This window comes from Pseudomonas sp. GM17 (assembly GCF_000282175.2).
Classification (GTDB): domain Bacteria; phylum Pseudomonadota; class Gammaproteobacteria; order Pseudomonadales; family Pseudomonadaceae; genus Aquipseudomonas; species Aquipseudomonas chlororaphis.
Genome location: NZ_CP124732.1, coordinates 3926801 through 3953479, shown reverse-complemented (window position 1 = coordinate 3953479; position 26679 = coordinate 3926801). Strand labels below are relative to the sequence as shown.

The window sequence follows — 26679 nt, the reverse complement described above, 5'->3', positions numbered from 1 at the left end:
CTGAACTCAGCTGCCGCTTTCACTGCGTCGGCTGCTGACCTCCGCCGGTACATCGTCGCCGGCCATGCGCTTGCGGAACAGCGCGGCCCGCGCCAGCAGCAGGGTGGTCACCGGCACGGTGATCGACAGCAGGATCGGGATCAGCCAGGCGTGCAGCACCGGCCCCGACTTCATCCCTGAGAAATACAGGATCGACGCCAGGGCCACGCACCAGGCGCCCAGGGTCGAGGCCAGGGCCGGCGGGTGCATGCGCTGGAAGTAATCCTTCATGCGCAGCATGCCCAGGGCGCCGATCAGCGCGAAGCTGCTGCTGAGCACCAGCAGGATCGCCACCGGTATCTCGATCCACCACGACAGTTCACTGACGGCATTCATTCGATCACCTCGCCACGCAGGAGGAATTTGGCCAGGGCGAAGGAGCCGACGAAGCCGAACAGGGCGATCAGCAGCGCCGCCTCGAAGTAGGTGTCGCTGGCGTAGCGGATGCCCAGCACCAGCATCATCAGCATCGCCAGGATGTACAGGTAGTCCAGGGCCAGGACCCGGTCCTGGGCCGAGGGGCCCTTGAACAGCCGGACCAGGGTCAGGACCATGGCCACGGAAAACAGGAACAGGCTGAACAGGATCGCATTCGTGAGCAAGGCACTCATTCGAAGATCTCCATCAACGGACGCTCGTAGGTCGTCTTGAAGTGCTGGATGAAAGCCGCTTCGTCGTCCAGGTCGAACACATGCAGCAGCAGGATGCTGCGGTCCAGGGACAGCTCGGACCACACCGTGCCCGGCACCACCGTGGTGATGGTCGAGAGCGCGGCCAGGCCGTTGGCGTCGCGCAGCTCCAGGGGGATCTTGACGAAGCGCGAGCGCGGCGGGCGGCGCCTGGCGTTGAGCACGCCCCAGGCCACGGCCAGGTTCGACAGCAGCACATCGCGGCCGACCACCAGGAGCAGGCGCAGGATGGTCGCGGGGCGGCGGATGCGGATCGGCAGCGGGCGCAACGGCCGCATCATCAAGGGCGCGCAGAACCCCAGCAGCGCGCCGAGCAGCAGGTTGCCGGGGCTGACGGACAGGTTCAGCACCAGCCACAGCAGCCACAGCGCCAGCGACAACCAGGGGGCGGGGAACAGGCGCTTCATGGCTGCACCTCCTGCAACGCCGCCTGGGCCTCGGGGCTGGGGACCGCCCGGGTGCCGAGCACGGCCATCACATACTGCTGCGGATCGTTGAGGCTGTCGGCGGCGGCCTGGGTAAAGCGCAGCAGCGGCTCGGCCTTGACGGTCAGCAGCATGCACAGCCCGAGCAGGGCGATGATCGGCACGCACTCGAAGCGTCGTAGCAGCGGCGAGGGCCGTTCTTCCGGGGCCCAGAAGCGCCGGATGCCCAGGCGCGAAAAGGCGATCAGCGACGCCAGGCCGGAGAGGATCAGCAAGGCCAGCAGGCCCCAGGCGGCGCCGGACAGCGGCGCATCCGTGGCCTGGCCCAGCCCCAGCGGGTTGAGCAGGGCGCCGATCAGGCTCAGCTTGCCGATGAAACCCGACAGCGGCGGCATGCCGATGATCAGCAGCGCGCAGGCGATGAAACTCAGGCCGAGGAAGGCCATGGTCCAGGGAATCACCTGGCCGACCACGGCTTTGCGCTCGTCGTCGAGGTTGGTGCCCGGTAGCGGTTGCAGCGACTCCTGGGGGCGGGGCAGGGTTTCGACTTCATCCTCCAGGGGGATCTCGTTGGCCGAACGCGAACGCTCGATCAGCTCGGCCAGCAAAAACAGCGCGCTCAGGGCCAGGGTCGAGCTGACCAGGTAGAACAGCGCGCCGGCAATCAGCCTGGGCTGGGCGAAGCCGATCGCCGCCAGGAGGATCCCGGCCGAGACCAGGATGCTCAGGCTGGCCATGCGTTCCAGGCGTTGCGCGGCGAGGATCGCCAGGGCCGCGCCGACGATGGTCGCCATGCCGCCGTAGATCAGCCAGTCGCCGCCGAAGTAGGCCGAGGCCCCGGCCTGGCCGGAGAACAGCAGGGTCCACAGGCGCAGCAGGGTGTAGACCCCGACCTTGGTCATGATCGCGAACATCGCCGCCACCGGCGCGCTGGCCGAGGAGTAGGCCGGCACCAGCCAGAAGTTCAGCGGCCACATGCCGGCCTTGGCCAGGAACGCAGTGGCGAGGATCGCCGCGCCGGCGTGCAGCAGGCCACGGTCGGCTTCCGGCACCAGCGGGATCTTCAGCGCCAGGTCGGCCATGTTCAGGGTCCCGGTGACGCCGTAGATCAGCGCCGCGCCGATCAGGAACAGCGACGATGCCAGCAGGTTGATCGCCACATAGTGCAGGCCGGCGGACACCCGCGCCCGGCCCGAGCCGTGCAGCATCAGGCCGTAGGAGGCGGCCAGCAGCACTTCGAAGAACACGAACAGGTTGAACAGGTCGGCGGTCAGGAAGGCACCGTACAGGCCCATCAGCTGGATCTGGAACAACGCGTGGAAACTGGCCCCGGCGCGGTCCCAGCGAGCCATGGCGAACAGCAGGGCGCTGACGCCGATGATCCCGGTGAGCACCAGCATCAGCGCCGACAGGCGATCGACCACCAGCACGATGCCGAACGGCACCTGCCAGTTGCCCGGCAGGTACACACCGACGGAACCGGGCACACCGGTCTGCTGGGTCCAGCACAGCAACAGCACGGAGATGCCCAGGCCGAGCATGCTGGAGAACAGGTTGATCCTGGCTTTGAGCGGGCGATGTTTCTCGCCGAGCATCAGCATCACCGCGGCGGTCAGCAGCGGCAGCAGGATGGGCGCGACGATCAGGTGCGGCATCAGGTTCATTCCTTGGGCTCCCGGCCATCCACATGGTCGGTGCCGGTCAGGCCCCTGGACGCCAGCAGGACCACCAGGAACAGCGCGGTCATGGCAAAGCTGATGACGATCGCCGTGAGCACCAGCGCCTGGGGCAGCGGGTCGGTGTAGTGCAGCAGGTCCTGGGGCACGCCGTCCTTGATGATCGGCTCCTTGCCGATGAACAGGCTGCCCATGCTGAAGATGAACAGGTTGACCCCGTAGGACAGCAGGCACAGGCCCATCACCACCTGGAAGGTCCGTGGCCGCAGCACCAGCCAGACGCCGGAGGCCGCCAGCACACCAATGGCGATTGCAATGACTTCTTCCATCAGGCGGCTCCTGGCTTGGCTTGGGGTTTGACTTGGGCACGCACCGACTGGTGCGCCAGCGCGGTGAGGATCAGCAGGGTCGAGCCGACCACCACGGCGTACACGCCGATGTCGAAGAACAGCGCGCTGGCGATATGGATATCGCCCAGCAGCGGCAGGTCCAGGTGCAGGGTATGGGTGGTCAGGAACGGGTAGCCGAACGCCAGGGCGCCGAGTCCGGTCAGGGTGGCGAACAGCAGGCCGGTGCCCATCCAGCGCAGCGGCCGCAGGCTCATCTGGGCCTCGACCCACTGGGTGCCGGCGACCATGTATTGCAGGATGAACGCCACCGACATCACCAGGCCGGCGACGAAACCGCCGCCCGGCAGGTTGTGGCCACGCATGAACAGGTAGAACGACACTACCAGGGCGATCGGCAGCAGCAGGCGCACCAGCACCGCCGGCACCATCATGAAGCCCAGGGCGGTGTCGCTGGCCTGGCGCGGGTTGACCAGGTCGGTGACCACGTCGGGCGCCAGCAGGCGCTGCTGGGCCGGCAGCTGCATGCTTTCCTTGGGCGGGCGGAAGCGTCGCAGCAGGGCGAACACGGTCAGGGCCACGGCCACCAGCACGGTGATCTCGCCCAGGGTGTCGAAGCCGCGGAAGTCCACCAGCATCACATTCACCACATTGCTGCCGCCGCCTTCCGGCAGGGCGCGGCTGAGGTAGAACGAGGAAATGTCGTTGGGGGTCTGGCGGGTCAGCATGGCGTAGGACAGCACGGCCATGCCCAGGCCGACGGCGATCGACAGCAGCAGGTCGCGCAGGCGGCGGGCACGGGCCTTGGGCAGGCTGCTGGGCAGCGGCGAAACATCCTCGATCCGCCGGGGCAGCCAGCGCAGGCCGAGCAGGATCAGTACCGTGGTCACCACTTCCACCACCAACTGGGTCAGGGCCAGGTCCGGCGCGGAGAACCAGACGAAGGTCACGCAGGTCATCAGCCCGCAGACGCTGACCATGGTCAGGGCTGCCAGACGGTGGTACTTGGCTTGCCAGGCGGCGCCCAGGGCGCAAGCGATGGCCAGCAGCCAGAGGGTGACGAAGACGATGGAGCCCGGGATCTTCGGCCGGTCGCCCCAGCTCAGGCTGCTGTAGAGCATCGGGATCAGGCCGGCCAGCACCGCCACCAGCACCAGCAGGAACAGCTGGGTCTGCAGGCGCTGGGTGCTGATGTAGCGCTCCAGGCGACGGGCCAGGCGCATCATCCTCACCAGGCTGCGCTCGAACAGGCGCTTGCCGTTGAAGCGGCCGATCAGCGGCGGATAGGCAAAATCACCGCGCACCAGCGGGGCACGCAACAGCAGGTAGAGCACGATGCCGCAGGACATGGCGATCAGGCTCATGATCATCGGCGCATTCAGGCCGTGCCAGATCGCCAGGCTGTACTCCGGCAGGGTGCCGCCGACCACCGGCTGGGCGGCCGCGGCCAGCAGCGGGCCGACCATCTGCGCCGGGAAGATCCCCACCAGCAGGCAGGTGAACACCAGCAGTTCCACCGGCGCGCGCATCCAGCGTGGCGGCTCGTGGGGCGTGTGCGGCAGGTCTTCGGCCGGTTTGCCGAAGAACACATCCACGGTGAAGCGCAGGGAGTAGGCGACGCTGAAGGTCCCGGCGATGGTGGCGATCACCGGCAGGGCGGCCTCGACCCAGGCGGTGGAATTGATGAACACGGTCTCGGCGAAGAACATCTCTTTCGACAGGAAGCCGTTGAGCAGCGGCACGCCGGCCATGGAGGCGCTGGCGACCATGGCCAGGGTCGCGGTGAACGGCATCAGCTTGATCAGGCCGTTGAGCTTGCGGATGTCGCGGGTGCCGCTTTCGTGGTCGATGATGCCGGCGGCCATGAACAGCGAGGCCTTGAAGGTGGCGTGGTTGAGGATGTGGAACACCGCGGCCACCGCGGCCAGCGGGCTGTTCAGGCCCAGCAGCAGGGTGATCAGGCCCAGGTGGCTGATGGTCGAGTAGGCCAGCAGGCCCTTGAGGTCGTTCTGGAACATCGCGCAGTAGGCGCCCAGTACCAGGGTCGCGGCCCCGGCGCCGCCGACGATCCAGAACCATTCTTCGCTGCCGGACAGCGACGGCCAGAGGCGGGCGAGGAGGAACACCCCGGCCTTGACCATGGTCGCCGAGTGCAGGTAGGCCGAGACCGGTGTCGGCGCGGCCATGGCGTGGGGCAGCCAGAAGTGGAAGGGGAATTGCGCGCTTTTGCTGAGGGCGCCGATCAGGATCAGCGGCAGGAGAATGGGGTAGAGGGCATGGGCTCGGATGAGATCTCCGGCAGCCAGGACCTGGTCCAGGTCGTAGCTGCCGACCACATGGCCGAGCAGCATGACCCCCGCCAGCAGGCACAAGCCCCCCGCACCGGTGACCATCAGCGCCATGTAGGCCCCGCGCCGGGCATCGGAGCGGTGGTGCCAGTAGCCGATCAACAGGAAGGAGAACAGGCTGGTCAGTTCCCAGAAGAACACGATCTGGATCAGGTTGCCGGAAATCACCAGGCCGAGCATGGCGCCCATGAAGGCCAGGAAAAACGCGAAGAAGCGCGGCACCGGGTCTTCCGGCGACATGTAGTAACGCGCGTACAGCGACACCAGGGTACCGATGGCCAGCACCAGCATGGAGAACAGCCAGGCGAAGCCGTCCATGCGCAGGACGAAGTTCAGGCCCAGGCTGGGCAACCAGTTGAACTCTTCACGGATCACGCCGCCATGGGCGATCTGCGGGTACATCGAGGCCACCGCCACGCTACCGGCCAAGGCGACCAGGCCTGCCAGCAGGGACTCGGTGTTACGTGCGTTGTGCGGCAGCAAGGCCGCCAGACAGCTGCCGATAAAAGGCAGAAGCAGTAGAACTATCAGGGACATAGGCTTCTAATCTGCGGGAAATTGTGATGCATCATACGTGCCGACTCTGTGATCACCAACCTTGAAGCTGTGGCAGGATCCTACAAAACCCCTTCGGCCAGCGTTCAAGGCAGGGGACAAAAAGCCGGCTGGTGCGAAAGTCCTGGCAGTTTGCCCGGGGTGAATGACAACAAAGCGCTGCGCGCGGTGTTATGGTCGCGCCCCTCGGCAACGGACCCGCTTGAAAGGAAGCAGACAGGCCCTTTATGACCCTCGGACCCTTTACCCGCAAAACCCTCGCCAGCCTGCTGCTGATGGCCCTCGGCGGCTGGATCGTCTGGCTGTGGCTGACCCTGGCCGGACCCACTGCCGGCATGAGCCGCTTCAAGACCCTGGAGCCCTTGTCGATCGAGGGGCAAGCGGCGGCGGCCTTGCCCGTCGGCACCGTGCTCTATTACGACACCGGCTTTGCCGAGGGCCATGGCCGTTACCTGGCGTACTTCTATCACAAGGGTGTCATCGCCCAGGAAGCCTTGCCCAAGGCCTTCTGGCCGGGGCAGGAGCAGATCAGCCCCTTGTGGTTGTGGAATATCGATCCCGGGCAGGTCCCGGATAAAACCATGACGCGAGAGGACATTGTCGCCGCCGTACAGGCCGGCCAGCTGTCCCGGCAGGAGCTGGCGGCCATTGTCGAGTCGTTGCCGCGTTAGCTCAGCGTTGCGAGTCCGCGGTCTCATCCAGCCGATCCGCCTCTATCACCTCGCCACCTTTACCCTTGGTCTTCAACTCGCTGACGATCACCGCCGCGACGATCAGCGCGCCGCCCAGCAGGGCCAGGGCCGGCAGGCGTTCGCCGGCGATGCGTCCGACCAGCCCGGCCCACACCGGTTCGCCGGCGTAGATCAGGGTGGCGCGGGTCGGTGAGACGCTTTTCTGCGCCCAGTTCATCGCCACCTGGATCGCCGCGCTGGCGGCGCCCAGGCCCAGGGCGCTGGCCAGCAGCAGCCAGGAAAAGTCCGGGATGGCTTCCTGGGTCGGCACCACCATCAGGAACGACAGCACCGAGGTCGCGGCCAGCTGTACTACTGTGACCCGGCGCACATCGACCTGGCCGGCGTAGGTGCTGATCAGGATGATTTCCGCGGCGATGGCCACAGTGCTGATCAAAGTGGCGATTTCTCCCGGGCTGAAGTCCAGCGCGGCGCCGCTGGGCCCGGAGAGCAGCATCAGGCCGGTGAAGGCCAGCATGATGCCGATGCTCGGCATCAGCCCCGGGCGCTTGCCCATGAACAGCCATTGCAGCAGCGGCACGAAGGGTACGTACAGCGCGGTGATAAAGGCCGACTGGCTGCTGGGAATGGTTTGCAGGCCCACGGTCTGCAGGCCGTAGCCGAGCATGATGGCGGTGCCGATGAAGACCCCGGCCTTGAGTTCGAACAAGGTCAGCCCGCGCAGGCTGCGCAGGGAGAACAGCCCGACGATGCAGGCCGCCGCGGCGAACCGCAGGCCGACGAAGAACATCGGGCCGCTGACGGTCATGGCGTGCTGCACCGTGAGAAAGGTGCCGCCCCAGACCATGGTGATCAGCACCAGCACGCACTCGGCTTTGCTCAGTTTGAGGAAGAAGGAAGAAGATTTGCAGGAGTTCACCGACGTCATGCCCTTGCGTGCTACCCGGGGCGGCCGCACAATGCGCCGCGAAGTTGGGCAGTATACTGCGCAAACCCATACAGTGAGCAATATAGTGCACAAAGATCCTGGGCAGCGCGCTTCCGTGCTGCAGCATGTCAGTCACAACGTCCGGCGCCTGCGCCACGCCGCCGAGCTGAGCCAGAGCGCCCTGGCGGAAAAGTCCGGGGTCAGCCGGCGCATGCTGGTAGCCATCGAGGCCGGTGAGAAGAATGTCAGCCTCAGCACCCTGGACCGGGTGGCCGAAGCCCTGGACGTGGCCTTCAGCGACCTGATCCAGGCCCCCGATGCCCGCGACCCGAGCCGGATCAACGAGCTGGCCTGGGCCGGGCTGATTCCCGGGAGCAAGGCGGTGCTGCTGGCCAAGGCCAACGCCTGCCGCGAAGTGGAGCTGTGGGAATGGCGCCTGGAGCCGGGCGAGCAATACCTGTCGGAACCGGACGCCGAAGGCTGGAGCGAGCAGCTGTATGTCTTCGAGGGTTGCCTGACCCTGGTCCTGGGCGAGCAGGAGCGGCGCCTGGACAGCGGTGAGTTCTTCATGTTCGCCAGCAACCTGCCGCATGCCTATCGCAACGATGGGGCGGTGGCGGTGCGTTTCGTGCGCAACGTGGTGATCTGAGCACTGTTGCCTGGGCAACAGTGCTTGAACATTTTGCCTGTTTTCAATTGATGCTGTTTCTTATAAATATCAATCAACTTACTGATTTGTAAGACTTATAGCCTTCGGCACGACTTCTGCAATCTCCAGGTCAGAACGGATCTTCCGCATTCGACAGGACCTGGAGTCGGCCATGACAGCCACTGCTCAACCCACCCGAACCGCCCACATCATCCACTCCGACGCCGAGGCCATCGCCGTCGCCCGGACCCTGGCCGAACGTTTCGCCGTCGAAGCCAGCGTGCGCGATCGCGAGCGGCGCCTGCCGTTCGCCGAGCTGGACGAGTTCTCCGCCAGCGGCTTGTGGGGCATCACCATTCCCAAGGCCTATGGGGGCGCCGGGGTGTCTTACGTGACGGTGGCGGAGGTGATCAAGATCATTTCCGCCGCCGACTCGTCCCTCGGCCAGCTGCCGCAGAACCACCTGGGCGTGCTCGACATCCTGCTGCAGACCGCCAGCGAGGAGCAGAAGCGCTATTACTTCGCCAAGGTGTTGCAGGGTTATCGCTTCGGCAACGCCTTCTCCGAAGCCGGCAGTAAGCATGCCGGTGCCTTCGAGACCCGCATTCGTTTCAACGCCGACGGCGCGCGGATCGACGGCGAGAAGTTCTACTGCACCGGCGCCTTGTTCGCCCATATCGTGCCGGCGGTGGCGGTCGACGAAGAGAACAAGGCGTTCATCGCCTTTATCGAGCGGGACAACCCCGGCCTGACGGTGATCGACAGTTGGGACGGTTTCGGCCAGCGCACCACCGCCAGCGGCGGGGTCACCCTCGACGCGGTGCAGGTGCCGCTGAGCGCGGTGATCCCGGCCCATCGCGCATTCGACGAGCCCACCGCCGACGGGCCGATCTCGCAGATCATCCAGGCGGCGGTGGACACCGGCCTGGCAGTCGGCGCCCTGGAAGAAGCCAAGCGCCACGCGCGCCAGTCGCGCCCCTGGATCGACAGTGGCCAGGATCATGGCTGGCAGGACCCGTTCACTATCGCCGCCATCGGCGACCTGGAATGGCGGGTGCACGGCACCGAGGCGATCCTGGAAAAAGCTGGCCTGGCCATCGACCGGGCACTGCGCGAACCCAACGAAGACAGCGTGGCCCAGGCCTCGGTGGTGGTGGCGCAAGCCAAGGTGCTGTCGGCACAAAGCGCCTTGCTCGCCAGCAGCAAGCTGTTCGAGCTGGCCGGCACCCGCTCGGTGCTGGGCAAGTACAACCTCGACCGCTACTGGCGCAACGCGCGGACCCACACCCTGCACGACCCGGTGCGCTGGAAATACCACCTGATCGGCAACTTCCTGCTCAACGGCGTCAAGCCGGCCCGCCACGCCTGGAACTGAGGAACCGCCCATGAACGCATTGAGCCAAGCCACCGCCCATGAAAAACGCGCCGATGAACAGGCCGAGCACAGCCACGACGACCTGCGCCGCGCCCGCGAGCTGCTGCAATCGACCCTCAAGTTTGTCCGTGAGCAGGCCAAACCCTGGCCCGGCAGCGGCCTGGCCCGGGCCAGCGACGACCCTTATGTGATCAGCCGCTTTGGCGACCTGCTGATCCGGATCGAAGTCGCCGCCGCCTTACAGGAACGGGCGCAATCGCTGCTCGCCAGGGAGTCCGACGTCGCCGAAATCGGCGTGGCCCAGGCCGAGGCGGCCATCGCCAGCCGCGAGGCCTTGCTCGCGGTGAGCAACGCCGAGTTCGAGCTGACCGGCCAGCGCAGCCCGCTGCCCGCCGCGCTGGGTGAGCCCTTGCGCTGGAAATACCCGTTGATCGGCAACTACCGTCTCAACGGCGTGGTGCCGCCCAGTTTCAGGAGTGCGGTTTGATGGCCCGGGAAATCCGTCTCAACGCGTTCGACATGAACTGTGTCGGCCACCAGTCGCCGGGCCTGTGGGCCCACCCCCGGGATCGCTCCTGGCAATACAAGGACCTCGAATACTGGACCGACCTGGCGCGGATCCTCGAACGCGGCAAGTTCGACGGCCTGTTTATCGCCGATGTGCTGGGCATCTACGACGTCTACCAGGGCAACGGCGAGGCGGCGATCCGCCAGGCGGCCCAGGTGCCGGTCAACGACCCGCTGCAACTGATCCCGCCCATGGCCCTGGTCACCGAGCACCTGGGCTTCGGCCTGACCGCGTCGCTGTCGTTCGAGCATCCCTATCCCTTCGCCCGGCGTCTTTCCACACTCGACCACCTGACCCGCGGCCGCGCCGGCTGGAACATCGTCACCTCCTACCTGGAAAGCGGGGCGAAGAACCTCGGGCAGAAAGCCCAGACCGAGCACGACGCCCGCTACGACTACGCCGAGGAATACTTGCAGGTTTGCTACAAGCTCTGGGAAGGCAGCTGGGAAGAGGGCGCGGTGCTGCGCGACCGGGAACGGCGGGTCTTCAGCGACCCGAGCAAGATCCATGAGATCCGCCACGTCGGCCCACACTTCCAGGTGCCGGGCATCCACCTCTGCGAGCCTTCGCCGCAACGCACCCCGGTGCTCTACCAGGCCGGGGCGTCGAGCCGTGGCAAGCAGTTCGCCGCCGAGCAGGCCGAGTGCGTGTTTGTCGCCGCGCCGTCCAAGGTGCTGCTGAAGAAGACCGTGGCCGATATCCGCCGCCGGGCCGCCGAGGCCGGGCGCGATCCGGCGCAGATCCTGATCTTCAACCTGCAGACGGTGATCCTCGGCGAGACCGACGCCAAGGCCAGGGCCAAGTTCGAGGAGTACAAGTCCTGGGTCAGCTACGAGGGCGCCATGGCGCTGATTTCCGGCTGGACCGGCATCGACTTCAGCCAGTTCAAGCCTGATGAGCCGCTCAAGCATGTGCACACCAACGCCATCCAGTCGGCGGTGGAGGCCTTCTCCACCGCCGACCCGAACAAGGTCTGGACGCCCCATGAGCTGGCGGACTGGGTCGGCATCGGCGGCTTCGGCCCGCTGTTCGTCGGCAGCCCGGAAACCGTGGCCGACCTGCTCCAGGAATGGGTCGAGGACACCGATGTGGACGGCTTCAACCTGGCCTACGCGCTGACCCACGAGACCTTTGTCGATGCCGTCGAACTGCTGGTCCCCGAGTTGCAGAAGCGCGGCGTGTACAAGACCGAATACGCCCCCGGCACCTTGCGCGAGAAGCTGTTCGGCGCCGGGCCGCGCTTGCCGCAGAACCATCCGGGCAGCGCCTATCGCGACCTGGCGGCCTGGCATCGCCAGGAGCAGCAGGTGGCCTCCATCCGGATACCTGCCTTGTAGCCGCTGCCGAAGGCTGCGATCGACCGGAACGGTCGCGGCGATGTTGCTGACGCCGAAGCCCCTGCGGGGCTTATCGCAGCCTGCGGCAGCGGCTACAAAGGCGCAGTTGTCAGCTGCAAACCAAAAACCGGCCAGCGGACCACCGCACGCTTTTGCCCAAGGAATCGAGGTCAGTCCATGAGCGTGCATGAACTCAAGCGTTCGCCTCCGGCGGACGCGCGAACACCGGAAAACACTGTGCTGCTGCCCGCCGCCCTGGAGCTGTTGCAGCACTGGGCGCAGGTCAGCCCGCTGGCCAGCGCGTTGCGTCACAAGCGCCACGGCCATTGGTACAACTGGCGCTGGATCGATGCCGCGCGGGATGTCGAGCGCCTGGCCGACGGCCTGCGCCAACAGGGTTTCGACGAAGGCTCGCGACTGGCGTTGAGCGGCCTGTTCGAGCCCAACCTGCTGCTCCTGGCCCTGGCCGCGCAACGGGTGGGTGGTCAGGTGCTGACCCTGAGCGACGAACTTGACCCGCAAGCCCTGCGCCAGGCCCTGTGGAACCTGCGCCCCAGCCATGCCTTCGTGCATTCGCGCCAGCAGTTGCTGCGCTGGGTCGCCGCCGGCGAAAGCAGCATGGCCCCGCAATTGTTGATTGCCCATCAGGCTGTTCCGCGCCTGCCGGAAGGTTCGCGCCAGCCGGTGCTGGCCTTCGGCGACCTGCTCGGCAGCCGGGAAAAGCCCCAGCGCCAGAACCACTGGCGGCATCCGGCCCATGCCGCGCAGCTGTGGAGCGAGGAGGGCACACAATGGCCGGAGGGCCTGAGGGTCTTGCTGCACCAGTGGCTGCACAGCGGCCATAGCCTGGCCTTCCCGGAAAGCCGCGGTTCGGCCAGCCGCGACCGCCGCGATGTCGCCCCCAGCGGCCTGCTGCTCTCGGGCCCTTGCCTGCAACGCCTGGCCGACGACATCGAAAGCCGCCTGGCGCCCGTGGGCAGTTGGCGCCGCCGCCTGTGCGACTGGGCCATTGCCCAGCCGCACCGCCCCCTGCAACGGCTGCTGAAGAACCGGGTGCGCCGGCTCCTGGGGTTCCAGCGCCTGGATTACATCTGGCAGGCCCCCGGCAGCCCCTCGACACCTTCGGCGCCGGTGTGGCTGGCCGAATTCAAACGGAATATCGCATGAGCGCCGCCGACCCCATCCTGCAAGTCAATGCCATCTCCCTGTCGTTCAAGGGGGTGAAGGCGATCAACCAACTGTCCTTCGCGGTCGCGCGCGGCGAGATCTGCGCGCTGATCGGGCCCAACGGCGCCGGCAAGAGCTCCTTGCTCAATATCCTCAATGGCGTCTATCGCTTCGACGCCGGCTCGATTGTCTTCGATCGCGAAGCGTTCCAGCGCATCGACCCCTTGCAGGCCGCGCGCCGGGGTATCGGCCGGACTTTCCAGAACAATGCGCTGTTCAAGAAGATGAGCGTGATCGACAACCTGCTCAGCGGCCTGTCGCGGCACACCCGCGCCCGCTTTATCGAACAAGCCCTGGGGCTGCCCCGGGCGCGGCGTGAGGCCGAGGCCCATCGGCAGCTGGCCCAGGGCATTCTCGAGTTCCTCGAGTTGCAGGCGCAGCGCGATGTGCCGGTGGGCAACCTGTCCTACGGCCTGCAAAAGCGCGTCGAGCTGGGCCGGGCCCTGATCGCCGGGCCCAGCCTGTTGCTGCTGGACGAGCCCATGGCCGGGATGAACGCCGAGGAAAAACAGGACATGGCGCGTTTCATCGCCGACATCAATCGCGACCTCGGCACCACGGTGGTGCTGATCGAGCACGATATGAACGTGGTCATGGACCTGTCCGACCATGTGGTGGTGCTGGACTACGGGCGCAAGGTCGGCGACGGCACCCCGGCCGAAGTGCAGGCCGACCCCGAGGTGATCGCCGCCTACCTGGGGGCGGTGCACTGATGAGCTTTTTCTTCGAAACCCTGCTCGGCGGCCTGCTGGCCGGCACCCTGTATTCGCTGGTGGCCATCGGCTTCGTGCTGATCTACAAGGCCAGCGGCGTGTTCAATTTCGCCCAGGGCGCGATGTTGCTGCTCGCCGCGCTGACCTTCGTCAGCCTGCACGACCAGGGCGTGCCCTTTGTCCTGGCGCTGCTGGCGACGGTGCTGGTGATGATCGCCGGCGCCTGGCTGATTGAGCGGCTGGTGCTGCGGCCACTGGTCAATCGTTCGCAGATCACCCTGTTCATGGCCACCCTGGGCCTGTCGTTCATCATCGAAGGCCTGGCCCAGGGGCTGATGGGCTCCCAGGTCAGGGCGCTGGACCTGGGCATCGACGACGTGCCGCTGTTCCTCGGGCCGCTGATGCTCAGCCAGTTCGACCTGATCGCCGCGGCCACGGCGGTGGTGCTGGTGACGGTGCTGGCACTGCTGTTCAACAAGACCCGGATCGGCGTGTCGCTGCGGGCGGTGGCTGACGACACCACGGCCGCGCTGTCGATCGGCATCAACCTCAACCGCATCTGGCAGATCGTCTGGGCGGTGGCCGGCATCGTCGGGCTGGTGGCCGGGCTGCTCTGGGGCGCGCGGCAGGGCGTGCAGTTCTCGCTGTCGCTGGTGGTGCTCAAGGCTTTGCCGGTGCTGATCATCGGCGGCTTCACCTCGATCGGCGGGGCGATAGTCGGCGGGCTGATCGTCGGCGCCGCGGAGAATCTGGCCGAGGTCTACATCGGCCCGCTGATCGGCGGCGGCATCACCCCCTGGTTCGCCTATGTGCTGGCCCTGGCCTTCCTTTATATCCGTCCCGCCGGCCTGTTCGGCGAGCGCGCCATCGAGCGAGTCTGAACCCATGTCCATTCCCCTGACCCAGGCCACCGCGCCTGTGCTGTTGATCCCGCGCCGCCTGCCCTGGGGCCTGGGCGGCCTGCTGTTGCTGGCCCTGGTCGGCGTGCCCCTGGTGGGCAACGACTATTGGCTCAACGCCATTCTGATCCCGTTCCTGGTGCTGTCCCTGGCCGGGCTCGGCCTCAACCTGCTCACCGGCTACACCGGCCAGACCTCGGTCGGCGCCGCCGGCTTCATGGCGGTCGGGGCCTTCGCCACTTATGGCTTCCTGCTGCGCCTGCCGGAGCTGGGCCTGCCCCTGGCGCTGCTCGGCGGCGGCTTGATCAGCGCGGCGGTGGGCTGGCTGTTCGGCCTGCCCAGTTCGCGGATCAAGGGCTTCTACCTGATGGTCACCACCCTGGCGGCGCAATTCTTCCTGGAGTGGCTGTTCGTCAAGTTTCCCTGGTTCTACAACTACGGCTCCTCGGGGACCATTTCGGCGCCCCGGCTGAGCCTGTTCGGCCATGACCTCAATACCCCGGTCGGGCGTTACCTGCTGACCCTGGCCTGCGTGCTGCTGTTGACCTGGGTCGCGCTGAACCTGGTGCGCAGCCAGGTCGGGCGCAACTGGATGGCGATTCGCGACATGGACACCGCGGCGGCGGTGATCGGCATTCCGGTGGCGCGCTACAAGCGCCTGGCGTTCGCCGTCAGTTCCTTCTACCTGGGCATCGCCGGCGCCCTGTGGGCCTTCGCCTACCTGGGCACCGCCAGCGCCAGCAGCTTCGATATCAATCGCTCGTTCCAGATCCTGTTCATCATCATTATCGGCGGCATGGGCAGCGTGGCCGGCAACTTCGTCGGCGCGGCCTTTATCAACCTGCTGCCGATCCTGTTGAGCCACGCCGGGCAAGCCCTGGCGGGCGGTGCGGTGGATGCCGGGCAGTTGCAGAACCTGCAGAAAATCATCTTCGGCGTGCTGATCATCCTGTTCCTGATCAAGGAGCCGGAGGGCCTGGTCCGCCTGTTGGGCAATCTCCGTCAACGGCTGGGCCACTGGCCGCTGCGCTTCTGAATTCCACTCCTGAGTAGAGAGAAGATATGCGTGCATCCTTGAAACGTTCCCTGGCCGGCGTCGCGGTGGCGCTGGCGATCCTCGGCGGCGCGGCGCCCGTGGCGCAGGCCGCGGCGGACCAGCAGTTCTTTCCGCTGGCCACTTACCGGGTCGGCGCCTATGCCTCCAGCGGGGTGCAGGTGTGGGCCGGCATGATCGACTACCTGAACTACATCAATCAGGTGGAAGGCGGGATCAACGGGGTCAAGCTGGTCTGGCAGGAGTGCGAGACCGAGTGGACGGCGGAGAAGGGCATCGAGTGCTACGAGCGCTTCAAGAACGGCCTGGATGGCGCGCCGGTGGCGGTCTACCAGCCCAACGGCGCACCGGCGGCCTATGCCCTGAGCGAGCGCGCCGAGGTCGACAAGATCCCGCTGATCACCCTGGGTTACGGCCGTACCGAAGCCACCGACGGCACGGTGTTTCCCTATAACTTTCCGGTGATGCTGACTTTCTACAGCGAGGCGTCGACCCTGGTGAACTACATCGCCGAGCGCGAGGGCGGCTTCGACAAGCTCAAGGGCAAGAAGATCGCCACGGTCTACCACGATTCGGCCTATGGCCGGGAAACCCTCGGCCCGCTGAAGCTGCTGGCGCAGAAGTACGGCTTCGAGAACATCCAGATTCCGGTGGCCGATCCGGGTAACGAGCAGTCGGCGCAATGGCGCCAGGTGCGCCAGCAGAACCCCGACTGGGTGTTCCTGCGCACCTGGGGCGTCTCGACCCCGGTGGCGGTGAAGACCGCCGCGCGCTTCGGCTTCCCGGTGGACCACATCATCGGCGACATCTGGGCCAGCTCCAGCGAAGACGTATTGCCGGCCGGCGCGGCGGCCAAAGGCTATCTGGCGCTGACGCCTTATCCTGCGGGAAGCGATTTCGACATCCACCGGCGCCTCAAGCAACACATCCTCGACCAGGGCAAGAGCGACCTTGCGGACCTGAAGAACTTCGGCAGCGTGTACTACAACTCCGGGCTGGTGAACGCCGCGGTGGCGGTCGAGGCGATCCGCACCGCCCAGGGCAAGTTCGGCCAGCGCCCGCTCAATGGCGAAGAAGGCCGCTGGGGCCTGGAGCACCTGAACATCGACGACGCCCGGCTCAAGGACATGGGTTACCTGGGGTTGATGCAGAACCTCAAGCTGTCCTGCCGCGATCACGAGGGCGGCGGTTCGGCGCGGGTGCAGCAGTGGGACGGCGCCCACTGGACCCTGATCAGCGACTGGATCGCCGCCGACCGCGCCTTGCTGCGGCCGCTGATCGACGAGAAGTCAGCGGCCTTCGCCAAGGAGAAGAACCTCACGCCACGCAGCTGCACCGGGGATGAATGAAGCATGAGCCAGACCGCTCCGGCCGCCACGGCCGACGACCTGTTGCAGGTGCGCGATATCGAGGTGATCTACGACGGTGCGATTCTCGCGGTGGCCGGGGTCTCCCTGAGCGTGCCCGAGGGCGGCATAGTCGCCTTGCTGGGGGCCAACGGCGCCGGCAAGAGCACCAGCCTCAAGGCGATCTCCGGGCTGCTGCGCGCCGAGCGGGCCGAGGTCAGCCGTGGCTCGATCGCCTTTCTCGGCCAGGACAGCGCCGGCGTCGATCCCAGCCAGCGGGTGCGCCAGGGCATGGTCCATGTGCTGGAGGGGCGCCATGTGTTCCCGCAGTTGACGGTGGAGGACAACCTGCGCAGCGGCGGTTTTGTCCGTGGCTTGAGCCGCCGGGAACTGGCCGCCGACCTGGAGCGCATCTACGCCTGGTTCCCGCGCCTGAAGACCAGGCGCGGCACCCGCGCCGGCCTGACCTCGGGCGGCGAGCAGCAGATGGTCGCCCTCGGCCGCGCGCTGATGACCCGGCCGCGCCTGGTGCTGCTGGACGAGCCGTCCATGGGCCTGGCGCCGATCATCGTCCAGGAGATTTTCGAAATCGTCGCGCAACTCAATCGTGAGGCGCGGGTGAGCTTCCTGATCGCCGAACAAAACATTAATGTGGCGCTCAAGTACGCCTCCAGGGCCTACGTGCTCGACACCGGGCGCGTGGCCTGGTCCGGCACCACCGATGAACTGCTGGCCCGGGGCGATCTGCAGGACTTCTACCTAGGCAGGCACTGAACCGTGAGAACCCCATGAGCCAAACACCCAACGGACAGGCGAGCGGCGCCACCCGTGATGCCGATGTGCTGATCGTCGGCGGCGGCCTGAGTGGCGCCTTGCTCGCCGCCCAACTGCTGCGCCTGCCGGGCCGGCGCCAGGTGCTGGTGATCGAGCCGCGCAGCGAGCTGGGGCGCGGCGAGGCCTACAGCGCCGTCGAACTGGGCCATACCCTGAACGGCAACGCCGCGCGCATGAGCGTCGACCCGGACAACGCCGATGACCTGACTCAATGGCTGAGCGATTACATCGCCGCCGGCGGCTGGCCGGAATCGAAGCAGCAGCCTGTGCCCATCAGTGAGCTGTTTCCTCCGCGCGGAATCTTCGGCCTGTATGTCCAGCAGCGGCTGGCCGAGGCCCAGGCGATGGGCGCCTCGCAGGGCTCGACGGTGGCGCATGTGCGCGCCGAGGTGGTGGACTTGCAGGCCGACGCCGAGGGCGCCTGGCTGACCCTCAACGACGGCCAGCAACTACGCGGCGCCTTTGCCGTGCTGGCCACCGGCATGTTCCCGGCGGCGCGTACGCCACAGACCGAATCCAGCGGCCTCAATGCCGCCGCGCTGGACCCCTGGGACGTTTCGGCCATGAGCCGGCTCGACCCGCAGGCCACGGTGCTGATCATTGGCTCCGGGCTGACCATGGTCGACGCCGTGGTGTCCCTGGAGCAGGCCGGGCATCGCGGGCCGATCGAGGTGTTCTCGCGCCACGGCCTGTTGCCCCATGTGCGGCGCCAGCCACCGGCCTGGGTCGACTTCCTCGCCGAGGATCCCAGCCTGCGCAGCCCGCGCCAGTTGCTGCGCGAGCTGCGGCGGCAATGTCGCCAGGCCCTGGCGGATGGCGTGGACTGGCAGGCGCCGCTGGACACGGTGCGTGCCCATATCGGGCGCTTGTGGAGCCAGGCCACGGACGTGCAGCGCCGGCAGTTCGTGTGCCATGTGCGGCCGTGGTGGGAAAGCCATCACCACCGTTCGCCGCCGCTGAGCGCCGAGCTGGTGGCGCGTTTGCACGGGGAAGGGCGGTTGCGCATCCAGGCGGCCTCGTTCAAGGGCCTGGAGCCTTCGGCGGATGGGCGCCTGGCGATTGGCATCCGTCGCCGCGGCGAAGCGCAAACCCGCTGGGTCGCGGGGGATGCGCTGATCAACTCCAGCGGCATCGAATACGACTGGCGCCGGGTCGCCCGACCGTTGCCGCAGCAACTGCTGGCCCGTGGCCTGATCACGCCGGGGCCGCTGGCCCTGGGGATTTGGGCCGACGGCGGTGGCGCGGTGGTGGATGCCGAAGGGCAGGTTGCCCGCCGGCTGTTCGCCATGGGCCCGCCGTTGCGCGGCATGTGGTGGGAAAGCACCGCGGTGACCGATGTGGCCAGCCAGGCCAAGGCTCTGGCCGCACGCCTAGCGGCATTACCCTTGTAGCCGCTGCCGCAGGCTGCGAACGGCTGCACAGCAGACGCCGCGATCCTGAGGCCGCCAAGCAAGGTCCTGCGGACCTTTTCGCAGCTTCGCCTTGGCTCAGCAGCGGCTACAGGGTCACCCAGCGCTGTTCGGCGGCGGCAAGGCGAATCGCCGCTGCCAGGCGCTCGACCTGCCAGGCCTCGGCGAAATCCGTTCCGTCTTGTCCCTGGCCGCTAAGCGCCATGATCAGCTCATGGACCTCCAGGGTCTTGAGCTCGTTGTAGCCCAGTTGATGCCCCGGGGCCGGGCTGAAGGCGGCGTAGCCGGGCAGGGCAGGCCCGGCCAGCAGGCGCTGGAAGCCGCTATCACCGGCACGGTACAGGCGCAGTTCATTGAGACGTTCCTGGTCGAAGGCCAGGGTGCCGCGGGTGCCGCTGATCTCGAAACTCAGGTGGTTCTTGTAGCCGTGCTTGAGCCAGCTGCTGCTGAACGTACCGCGGGCACCGCTGGCGAAACGCAGCAGGGCATGGGTCTGGTCGTCCACGGCGATCGGGCGCTGCTCCTGGTTGCCGGCGCTGGCCGGGCGTTGGTGGTGCACGGTCTGGCTGTCGGCGCAGACCGCCTCGACCTCGCCCAGCAGATAACGCGCCATGGCCAGCAGATGGCTGCCCAGGTCGGCCAGGGCGCCACCGGCGTGCTGCGGATCGCAGCGCCAGGAGAAGGGCGAGGCCGGGTCGGCCATGAAGTCTTCGCTGAACTCGCCCTGGAAGCTGACGATCTGCCCCAGTTCGCCGCTGTCGATCAGCGCCTTGGCCTGCACGATCATCGGGTTGTGCTGGTAGTTGTAGCCGACCCGGGTGACTACCCCGGCGGCCTGGGCCGCGTGCTGCATTTGCTGCGCCTGTTCGACGCTGACCGCCAGGGGCTTCTCGCAGTACACCGCCTTGCCGGCCTTCAGGGCGGCCATGGCCATGGGGAAGTGCAGGTGATTGGGCGTGGTGATCGCCACCAGGTCGACCCTGGGGTCGTCGATCAGCCGTTGCCAGTCGCCGTGTGCCCGGGCGAACCCCCAGGCCGCGGCGCAACGTTCGGCGCGCTGGCGGTCGGCATCGGCCAGCGCCGCCAGGTGCAGGCGCACCGGCAACTCGAACACCGCGCTGACATTACGGAACGCCAACGCATGGGCCCGGCCCATGAAGCCCGTGCCGATCAAGCCTATTCCCAGTTCACCCATCGCCGACCCCTTGCAGAATTGTTGTTGTAAGGAGTGCTCTTTATGGAATAAAAATTCCGTAATTGCAATCTATGGAATAAATTTTCAGCAGCGCGCCGCTGCTGCTCGGCAACCCGGCCGGTAAAAGCCGAAGGGCGCAAATAAAAAAGGGTGCAATGAACAGTCATTGCACCCATGGGCCGATCACCTGAGCAGGGTCAGAACTGGAAGGTGAACCCCAGGTTGACCGAGCTGCCACCGCCATGACCGGACACCAGCCCGGTGTAGTTCAGCGACACCAGGGTGTCTTTGCTCATGGCCATTTCCGCAGCGGCCTTGACCACCGCGCCATCGCGAGACACCGGCACGCCGTTCACCGCAAAGGCCGCCGCACTGCCAGCAAATTGCAATGAGGTTTCACGATCCAGGTCGCCGTACTGGTGTTCCCAGCCCAGCTCGCCACGCAAGGTCACCGAGCGGGTGGCGCTCACCGGCAATTGCGTATGACCTCGCAGGCCAAGGGTCGAGAGCGTGGCGTCCTGGCTTTGCTTGCTGCCATGCAAAGCTGCTGCACCGCCGCGTTCCTTGAACGAGTCGTTCTGGAAGTTGATGTAGCTGAGGTTGGCGAAGGGCTCGAAAGCCGCCCACCGGGTGTAGCCGATTTCGCCGAACACCTGATCGGTACGCGCGTTGTAGTTGGCTTTTTCATGGCTCGACTGGTTGCCGTACACCACGTCACGGGAAGTGTCGAAGCGGTGCCAGGTGGTGGCTCCGCCGAGGCGCAGGGCGATGCTGTCGAAACGTTTGCCGCCATAGATCGACAGGTGATAGTTGTCGCTGTCGGCGGAAGTCCTGGAGGCGCCGTTCAGATCGGTCCTGGTGTAGCCGGTTGCCGCACCGACGCGCCAGCCATCGCCGACGTCGGTGTCCAGGCCGAGCAGGACGCCGGTGGTGGAAGTGCTGTAGCGCGTGGCGTTGTGATCGGCGTCGACTTGCCTGTGGCCGCCGAGCAATTGCACCCAGCCACCATTGCTGCTGGCCTGGATATCCATATCGGTATCCAGGACCTGAGCCTGTTGCAGGCGGCCGTTGACTGCGTCGCGCAGGTAACGGCTGTCAGCGATCTGCGCAGCGGCGATGTCGGAGTGCACCTGGCCATCGAGCTGGTTGAAGGCTTGTCGCGCCAGTTCCGCCGAGTCGGAGGCCAGGATGCTCTCGTACACCGGATTACCTGCGCTCAATGTGTCGATGGCGCTGGCGACGGCACGCTCGTTACGGGTCAAGGCTACGCTGGCGAACGCGGTCTGGTTGCGGTAGATGCCCAGGTTCAGCTGGTTCGGCTGGTAGTTCAGGCGGGTGTCGAGGAACAAGAAACTGGGGGCGACGGAAGCGAACTGGCCGTTGATACCCTGGCTGGCGCTGAGGATGTTGAACTGCTGGCCCAGGTAGCTGCTGGCCTGGGCCGCAGACAGCAGGTTGGGGCTGTTTTCCATGGAGAGGGTGACCTGTCCGCCGTTGAGAGTAGCCACGCCCGTGCTCTGGATAGTGTCGGTCTGCCCGTTGGCGGCGACTTCCACCGCGTACACCGAACCCGGGTTGAACGTGACGTCGCCGGTGTGCAGGGTGCCGACCGAATGGCCGGGGGCCACGGTACCGCCGTTGTTCACCAGCAGGGTGCCGATGCTGCCGTTACCCGCCAGGGTGCCGCCGATACGGGTGACCACCTGGTTATTGGCATCGACGGTGCCCACGGCGCTGCCATCGACCGTCACGCTGGAGGTCAATCTGCCGTCCACCGAGAGCTTGCCGCCACGGACCCAGGTACTGCCCGAATAGCTGCTCTGGCCGTCGAGTACCAGTTCCCCATCCCCGGACTTTGTCAGGCTGCCGACATAGGTCTGGCCGGTCAGCGGGTCCAGGCCTCGGGTCAGCGTTGCCTGCTCCCGGGCCATGCCGATCTGGTACTGGAATTGATCGTCCGCCGAGGCCCCGGCCGGTAGACCGTTGACCCAACCTTTGTGCTGCTTGATCGCGCTCCAGGTGGCCTGTTCAGCGGCGTCTTCGCTGCGTCGGGCACGGATCGCTTCGTCGGAGATGTCGTTGGCCCAGATATCGCGGGTGCCGGTGGGCAGCGCCACGGCCAGTGCACCGACGAACTGTCCCGGGCCCTGCATGGCCTTTTTCAGGTTGGACAGGCCCCAGCCGTTGACCACGCCTGGCACCTGCGGGGTGCCGGGAGCAGCGTCGTGCACCGGTTGCAGGTTGTCGTAGGTGCGTCCGCCCGTCCGGTCGCCGACCGGGGTGTCGGGGCCGTCCGGGGTTTGCAGGGTGGAGGTGGTCAGCAAGACATCGCGGGCCTGGCTCGCGGTCATGTAGGGAAAGCGCTGGATCACCAGGGCCAGGGCGCCGGAAACGCTGGGGGCGGCCGCCGAGGTGCCATTGGCGTTGGGGATGATCTCGCCTTCCGGTCCTGCGGACGGAATGCCGGAAACCCCCATGACGCACCACCACTTGGAGGTGCCGCAGCGGTTGTAGACCTGGGCGCCGCTCTCGTCATAACCGGTGATGGACAGCCACTTGGATTCCAGGTCCGGCTTGAAATAGGGGAGGTTGGCGTTGGTATCCGGGTTGGCGCCATGGCTGTCGTTGCCGGCGGAGATGATCTGGATGAACGAGTACTGCCGGCCGGCGTCGGCCATGGCATCCATCCAGGTCTTCTGGCCCGCGTGGGCTTTGTCCCAGAACGGTCGGTAGGCGGCGGTCATGTCCCTGAGGATATCCTCCGGGCTGTCGCCGACAGTGCCGAAGTGGTTCTCTACCTCATTACGCGAGTTCTGCCCCCAGCTCTGGTTGACGATCGACACTTTTTTCGCCGCCAGCGCATCGTAGCTGGCCATGAAGGCGTTGTAGTCGAGGTCGTTGGAGCCTTGATAACGGTCGTTGTCGCTGCCGCCGGTGTTGGCCACGAACAGATTGGCGTCGAAAGCGATGCCGTGCATGCCGGTACCATTGCGACTGGCCGCCAGTACTCCGGACATTTCCGTGCCGTGGCCGTCGTTGAAGCTTGGGTCGTACTCACCCGCAATACTGAAGTGCTCACCTTTGTGGAACTCGCCGGCAGGCACCTCCAACCGATAGCGCGGATGGGTTGCGTAGTATTCGCCGGTAGAGGTGACTGCCTGCACACGGTTTTCGCCTGCGGCGTTCTTGCCCTGGAACTCCGAATGTTCACTGAGGATGCCCGAGTCCAGCACGCCGACGTTTACCCCTTTCCCGGTGATACCCAGGGCATAGGCGTAATAGGCGTTGGTCCGGTCCAGGCCGGAGTTGACCTGGGCTTCCGGAGTCTTCCAGGTTTGCGCGTTATTGCTCCAGTTGCCAGTTGCGGCGGACCATGACTGTCCGGCATTGAGTTGTTTGTGCAGGTCCGTGGCCACGCCCGGCTCTATATAGGTATAAGGTTGGGCCGCCGGCAGGTTGGCAATGATTGCTTGGGCGAAGTCGAATATGTTCTGGGTATAACGGCCGGAGTTGCTGAACAGGCGGCTTTTATAGCGATCCAGATTGTTGTTGTAATCAAGTGGCTTGCTCGTATCGCCGAGCATTGCACTGATCGACAGGTTTTCCGCCTGCAACTCGTAGTTCTGCTGGAGCAACGAGTCGAACTTTGTCGATTGTGCGGCAAACTCTTTGGCTGCCAGGTCCAGGGTATTGCCTACACCAAAACGCAAGTTGGTATTCACGGCGGTACCCGGCGCGAATGACGCAGCGGCGTTCCTGAACGCAGCCTCCAAGACCTGGGGTGTATAGGGCGAGCCGGTGGGCGGATTATCTGCCAGAGCCATCTGGCCCTGACCCAGCCACAAGGCGATGGCCATTGCGACAGGGCTCAGGGAAGCTGGTTTTAAACGGTTGCTGCGTTTGCCTGAATCGATACCTGCTACGTCCATGTTTCTTTTCCTTGAGATATGTCCTTGGTCGAAACTGATGTTTCGATCTCTTGTAATAGGCAGGGTTTAAATGACGGGCTGAAACAAAGGTGCTGTTTAGAAGCACGTGATGTATTTATTGTTTTTACTGAGCAATAGCGAGTTCAGTCTCGGTTATCGTTACTGTTCGCTTGATACTCACTAGGTGGTACATATTAGGAAGTCGACAATCAACGAATGGTCAGTTGTTGATCCCCAAGTTGTTTTTCTTTAAGACACACATCAACCTCCGCTGTTTTCAAACAATGGTTTTTCATATGAGTGGTGTTGCAGAAAAATAACTGCGAGAGGGTTATAGCATGACAAATGAGCTTGTAACAAAATATTTATAGAGTGCTACGAGCTTGATACCAGAACTGTGACAGGTTTGGTTTTCTGTTTGAGAAAGGTTGGGGGCGAGGTGTGGGTGCCGGGCAATAAAAAGGCAGCCCGCAGGCTGCCTTTGTTGTACGGCGAAGGTCGATCAGGACAGGAAACCGCCGTCCACATTCAGCGATACGCCCGTGGTGTAGCTCGAGGCGTCGCTGGCCAGGTAGAGCACGGCGCCGGCCATTTCGCTCGGGTCGGCCACGCGCTTGAGGGGGATCTGCGCCAGGGCGGTCTTGAGGATGGCGTCGTTCTTCACCAGCGCCGAGGCGAACTTGGTGTCGGTCAGGCCCGGCAGCAGGGCGTTGCAGCGGATGCCGAACTGCGCGCATTCCTTGGCGAAGACCTTGGTCATGTTGATCACCGCGGCCTTGGTCACCGAGTAGATGCCCTGGAAGATGCCGGGGGACACGCCGTTGATCGAGGCCACGTTGATGATGCTGCCGCCGCCGTTGTCGCGCATCAGCTTGCCGGCTTCCACCGACATGAAGAAGTAGCCGCGGATGTTCACGTCGACGGTCTTCTGGAAGGCGCCCAGGTCAGTGTCCAGCACGTTGCAGAACTGCGGGTTGGTGGCGGCGTTGTTGACCAGGATGTCCAGGCGCCCGAACTGTTCGCGGATGCCGGCGAACACCTGGCTGATCTGCTCCATCTCGCCGATATGGCAGGCGATGGCGGTGGCCTTGCCGCCGGCGGCGACAATGGCGTCGGCCACATGCTGGCAGCCTTCGAGCTTACGGCTCGAGACGATCACATGGGCGCCTTGCTGGGCCAGTAGCTTGGCGATGGCTTCACCGATGCCGCGGCTGGCGCCGGAGACGAAAGCGATCTTGCCGTCGAGGTCGAACAACTGAGTCTTGGACATGGTTTTTCCTTATTGTGTGCCTGGCGCGTCGGGACGATCAGAGGCTGGATTTCTTGATGACTTGCAGGCTCATCTGCTCCAGCAACTTGTTCATGTGAATGAACTGCGCGAAGCGTTTGTCCTGGGTCTGGCCATGGAAGAAGCGGTAGTAGATCTGTTGCACGATGCCGGCCAGGCGGAACAGGCCGTAGGTGTAGTAGAAGTCGAAATTGCCGATCTGGATGCCGGCGCGTTCGGCGTAATAGTCGACGAACTGCTGGCGGCTCAGCATGCCCGGGGCGTTGCTCGGCTGGCGGCGCATCAGTTGCACCGGCGCCGGGTCGCTGGCTTCGATCCAGTAGGCCAGGGTGTTGCCCAGGTCCATCAGCGGATCGCCGAGGGTGGTCAGTTCCCAGTCCAGCACGCCGATGATCTGCATCGGGTTGGCCGGGTCGAGGATCACGTTGTCGAAGCGGTAGTCGTTGTGCACGATGCTGGAGGTCGGGTGATCGGCCGGCATCTTGTCGTTGAGCCAGGCCTTGACCGCTTCCCACTTGGGCGCATCCGGGGTCAGGGCTTTCTCGTAGCGGTCGCTCCAGCCCTTGATCTGGCGTTGCACGTAACCTTCGGGCTTGCCCAGGTCGCTCAGGCCGCAGGCCTTGTAGTCGACACGGTGCAGCTCGACGAACTTGTCGATGAAGCTCTTGCACAGGGCCTCGGTCCTGGCCGCGTCGAAACCCAGCTCCGGCGGCAGGTCGGAGCGCAGGATGATGCCCTTGACCCGCTCCATCACATAGAACTCGGCGCCGATCACCGATTCGTCGGTGCAGTGCACATAGGCTTTCGGGCAATACGGAAAGCCGTCCTTGAGCTGGTTGAGGATGCGGTATTCGCGGCCCATGTCGTGGGCCGACTTGGCCTTGTGGCCGAAGGGCGGGCGGCGCAGGACGAATTCCTGTCCCGGGTATTCCAGCAGGTAGGTCAGGTTCGAAGCACCGCCCGGAAACTGGCTGATCTGCGGGGTGCCGGTCAGGCCCGGAATATGCGCCTTGAGGTACGGATCGATCAGGTTGGCATCGAGTTCCTCGCCGGAGCGAGTACGGGTGGACTGGTCAGTAAGCGCCATGCTTATCCCTTCTGCTTATTCTGGAGGCCAGAGATTATTGGCTAATCTAATGCGCCCACCTGAGCGCCAC

At 65.4% G+C, this 26679-nt stretch carries 22 protein-coding genes and 1 pseudogene; 12 read left to right on the top strand and 11 right to left on the bottom strand.

Translation table 11 applies throughout. The features are described 5' to 3' along the window. Positions 1-6: 6 nt before the first annotated feature. Genes PMI20_RS17770 through PMI20_RS17745 form a run of 6 tightly spaced genes read right to left on the bottom strand, consistent with a single transcriptional unit; the run spans position 7 to position 6061 of the window. Positions 7-375: a Na+/H+ antiporter subunit G gene (locus tag PMI20_RS17770; protein WP_007932797.1), complete on the bottom strand. Its 369-nt coding sequence runs from the start codon at positions 373-375 to the stop codon at positions 7-9. Next, a complete protein-coding gene (locus PMI20_RS17765) occupies positions 372-650 on the bottom strand; it encodes a K+/H+ antiporter subunit F (protein ID WP_007932799.1) in 279 nt (92 codons plus the stop codon). Before PMI20_RS17765 ends, PMI20_RS17770 begins: the two co-directional genes overlap by 4 nt. After that, positions 647-1135 carry a Na+/H+ antiporter subunit E gene (locus tag PMI20_RS17760; protein ID WP_007932801.1) on the bottom strand — a complete coding sequence of 163 codons (489 nt, stop codon included), beginning with the start codon at positions 1133-1135 and terminating at the stop codon, positions 647-649. Before PMI20_RS17760 ends, PMI20_RS17765 begins: the two co-directional genes overlap by 4 nt. Further along, positions 1132-2817 carry a monovalent cation/H+ antiporter subunit D gene (locus PMI20_RS17755; protein WP_007932803.1) on the bottom strand — a complete coding sequence of 562 codons (1686 nt, stop codon included), beginning with the start codon at positions 2815-2817 and terminating at the stop codon, positions 1132-1134. Before PMI20_RS17755 ends, PMI20_RS17760 begins: the two co-directional genes overlap by 4 nt. Then, positions 2814-3158 carry a Na+/H+ antiporter subunit C gene (locus PMI20_RS17750; protein ID WP_003202835.1) on the bottom strand — a complete coding sequence of 115 codons (345 nt, stop codon included), beginning with the start codon at positions 3156-3158 and terminating at the stop codon, positions 2814-2816. Before PMI20_RS17750 ends, PMI20_RS17755 begins: the two co-directional genes overlap by 4 nt. After that, positions 3158-6061, bottom strand: a complete 2904-nt coding sequence (locus PMI20_RS17745; protein ID WP_007932811.1) for a monovalent cation/H+ antiporter subunit A — start codon at positions 6059-6061, stop codon at positions 3158-3160. Before PMI20_RS17745 ends, PMI20_RS17750 begins: the two co-directional genes overlap by 1 nt. Before the next feature lie 245 nt (positions 6062-6306). Between PMI20_RS17745 and PMI20_RS17740 the strand changes: the two genes are divergently transcribed. After that, complete coding sequence (locus PMI20_RS17740; RefSeq protein WP_007932813.1) at positions 6307-6750, top strand: hypothetical protein; 444 nt, start codon at positions 6307-6309, stop codon at positions 6748-6750. Between the two features lies 1 nt (position 6751). Here PMI20_RS17740 and PMI20_RS17735 read toward each other — a convergent pair. Continuing rightward, positions 6752-7769: pseudogene (locus PMI20_RS17735) on the bottom strand (DMT family transporter). A gap of 15 nt (positions 7770-7784) precedes the next feature. On the opposite strand from PMI20_RS17735, the gene PMI20_RS17730 reads away from it, so the two are divergent. The 11 genes from PMI20_RS17730 to PMI20_RS17680 all read left to right on the top strand — a co-directional run bounded on the left by PMI20_RS17730 (position 7785) and on the right by PMI20_RS17680 (position 19092). Then, complete coding sequence (locus PMI20_RS17730; RefSeq protein WP_009043403.1) at positions 7785-8348, top strand: helix-turn-helix domain-containing protein; 564 nt, start codon at positions 7785-7787, stop codon at positions 8346-8348. A 172-nt stretch (positions 8349-8520) separates the two neighbouring features. After that, positions 8521-9723 carry an SfnB family sulfur acquisition oxidoreductase gene (locus PMI20_RS17725; RefSeq protein ID WP_007932819.1) on the top strand — a complete coding sequence of 401 codons (1203 nt, stop codon included), beginning with the start codon at positions 8521-8523 and terminating at the stop codon, positions 9721-9723. A 10-nt stretch (positions 9724-9733) separates the two neighbouring features. After that, a complete protein-coding gene (locus PMI20_RS17720) occupies positions 9734-10210 on the top strand; it encodes an acyl-CoA dehydrogenase (protein ID WP_007932821.1) in 477 nt (158 codons plus the stop codon). Then, the gene (locus tag PMI20_RS17715; RefSeq protein WP_007932823.1) at positions 10210-11628 is read left to right on the top strand and encodes an LLM class flavin-dependent oxidoreductase; all 1419 of its coding nucleotides are present in this window, start codon (positions 10210-10212) and stop codon (positions 11626-11628) included. Before PMI20_RS17720 ends, PMI20_RS17715 begins: the two co-directional genes overlap by 1 nt. A 177-nt stretch (positions 11629-11805) precedes the next feature. Further along, a complete protein-coding gene (locus PMI20_RS17710; RefSeq protein WP_007923896.1) occupies positions 11806-12795 on the top strand; it encodes an AMP-binding protein in 990 nt (329 codons plus the stop codon). Further along, positions 12792-13568: an ABC transporter ATP-binding protein gene (locus tag PMI20_RS17705; RefSeq protein WP_007923895.1), complete on the top strand. Its 777-nt coding sequence runs from the start codon at positions 12792-12794 to the stop codon at positions 13566-13568. The genes PMI20_RS17710 and PMI20_RS17705 overlap by 4 nt, the downstream gene beginning before the upstream one ends. After that, the gene (locus PMI20_RS17700; RefSeq protein WP_007923890.1) at positions 13568-14449 is read left to right on the top strand and encodes a branched-chain amino acid ABC transporter permease; all 882 of its coding nucleotides are present in this window, start codon (positions 13568-13570) and stop codon (positions 14447-14449) included. Before PMI20_RS17705 ends, PMI20_RS17700 begins: the two co-directional genes overlap by 1 nt. Positions 14450-14453: 4 nt before the next feature. Then, positions 14454-15503 carry a branched-chain amino acid ABC transporter permease gene (locus PMI20_RS17695; RefSeq protein WP_007923888.1) on the top strand — a complete coding sequence of 350 codons (1050 nt, stop codon included), beginning with the start codon at positions 14454-14456 and terminating at the stop codon, positions 15501-15503. A gap of 26 nt (positions 15504-15529) precedes the next feature. Continuing rightward, a complete protein-coding gene (locus PMI20_RS17690) occupies positions 15530-16870 on the top strand; it encodes an ABC transporter substrate-binding protein (protein WP_007923886.1) in 1341 nt (446 codons plus the stop codon). Between the two features lie 3 nt (positions 16871-16873). Continuing rightward, positions 16874-17641, top strand: coding sequence for an ABC transporter ATP-binding protein (locus PMI20_RS17685; protein WP_007923885.1), 768 nt, complete (start codon positions 16874-16876; stop codon positions 17639-17641). 14 nt (positions 17642-17655) lie between these two features. After that, on the top strand, positions 17656-19092 hold the full coding sequence (locus PMI20_RS17680) for an FAD/NAD(P)-binding protein (protein WP_007923884.1): 1437 nt from the start codon (positions 17656-17658) through the stop codon (positions 19090-19092). A 106-nt stretch (positions 19093-19198) separates the two neighbouring features. On the opposite strand, the gene PMI20_RS17675 is transcribed toward PMI20_RS17680, so the two are convergent. The 4 genes from PMI20_RS17675 to PMI20_RS17660 all read right to left on the bottom strand — a co-directional run bounded on the left by PMI20_RS17675 (position 19199) and on the right by PMI20_RS17660 (position 26609). Continuing rightward, positions 19199-20305 (bottom strand): Gfo/Idh/MocA family protein, encoded by a 1107-nt coding sequence (locus PMI20_RS17675; RefSeq protein ID WP_007923883.1) that lies wholly within the window; start codon positions 20303-20305, stop codon positions 19199-19201. 197 nt (positions 20306-20502) lie between these two features. Next, positions 20503-24234 carry an autotransporter domain-containing protein gene (locus tag PMI20_RS17670; protein ID WP_007923882.1) on the bottom strand — a complete coding sequence of 1244 codons (3732 nt, stop codon included), beginning with the start codon at positions 24232-24234 and terminating at the stop codon, positions 20503-20505. A gap of 502 nt (positions 24235-24736) precedes the next feature. Continuing rightward, positions 24737-25504: an SDR family oxidoreductase gene (locus tag PMI20_RS17665; RefSeq protein ID WP_007923881.1), complete on the bottom strand. Its 768-nt coding sequence runs from the start codon at positions 25502-25504 to the stop codon at positions 24737-24739. Positions 25505-25541: 37 nt separating this feature from the next. Further along, positions 25542-26609 (bottom strand): phosphotransferase family protein, encoded by a 1068-nt coding sequence (locus PMI20_RS17660; RefSeq protein WP_007923880.1) that lies wholly within the window; start codon positions 26607-26609, stop codon positions 25542-25544. Between the last annotated feature and the right edge of the window lie 70 nt (positions 26610-26679).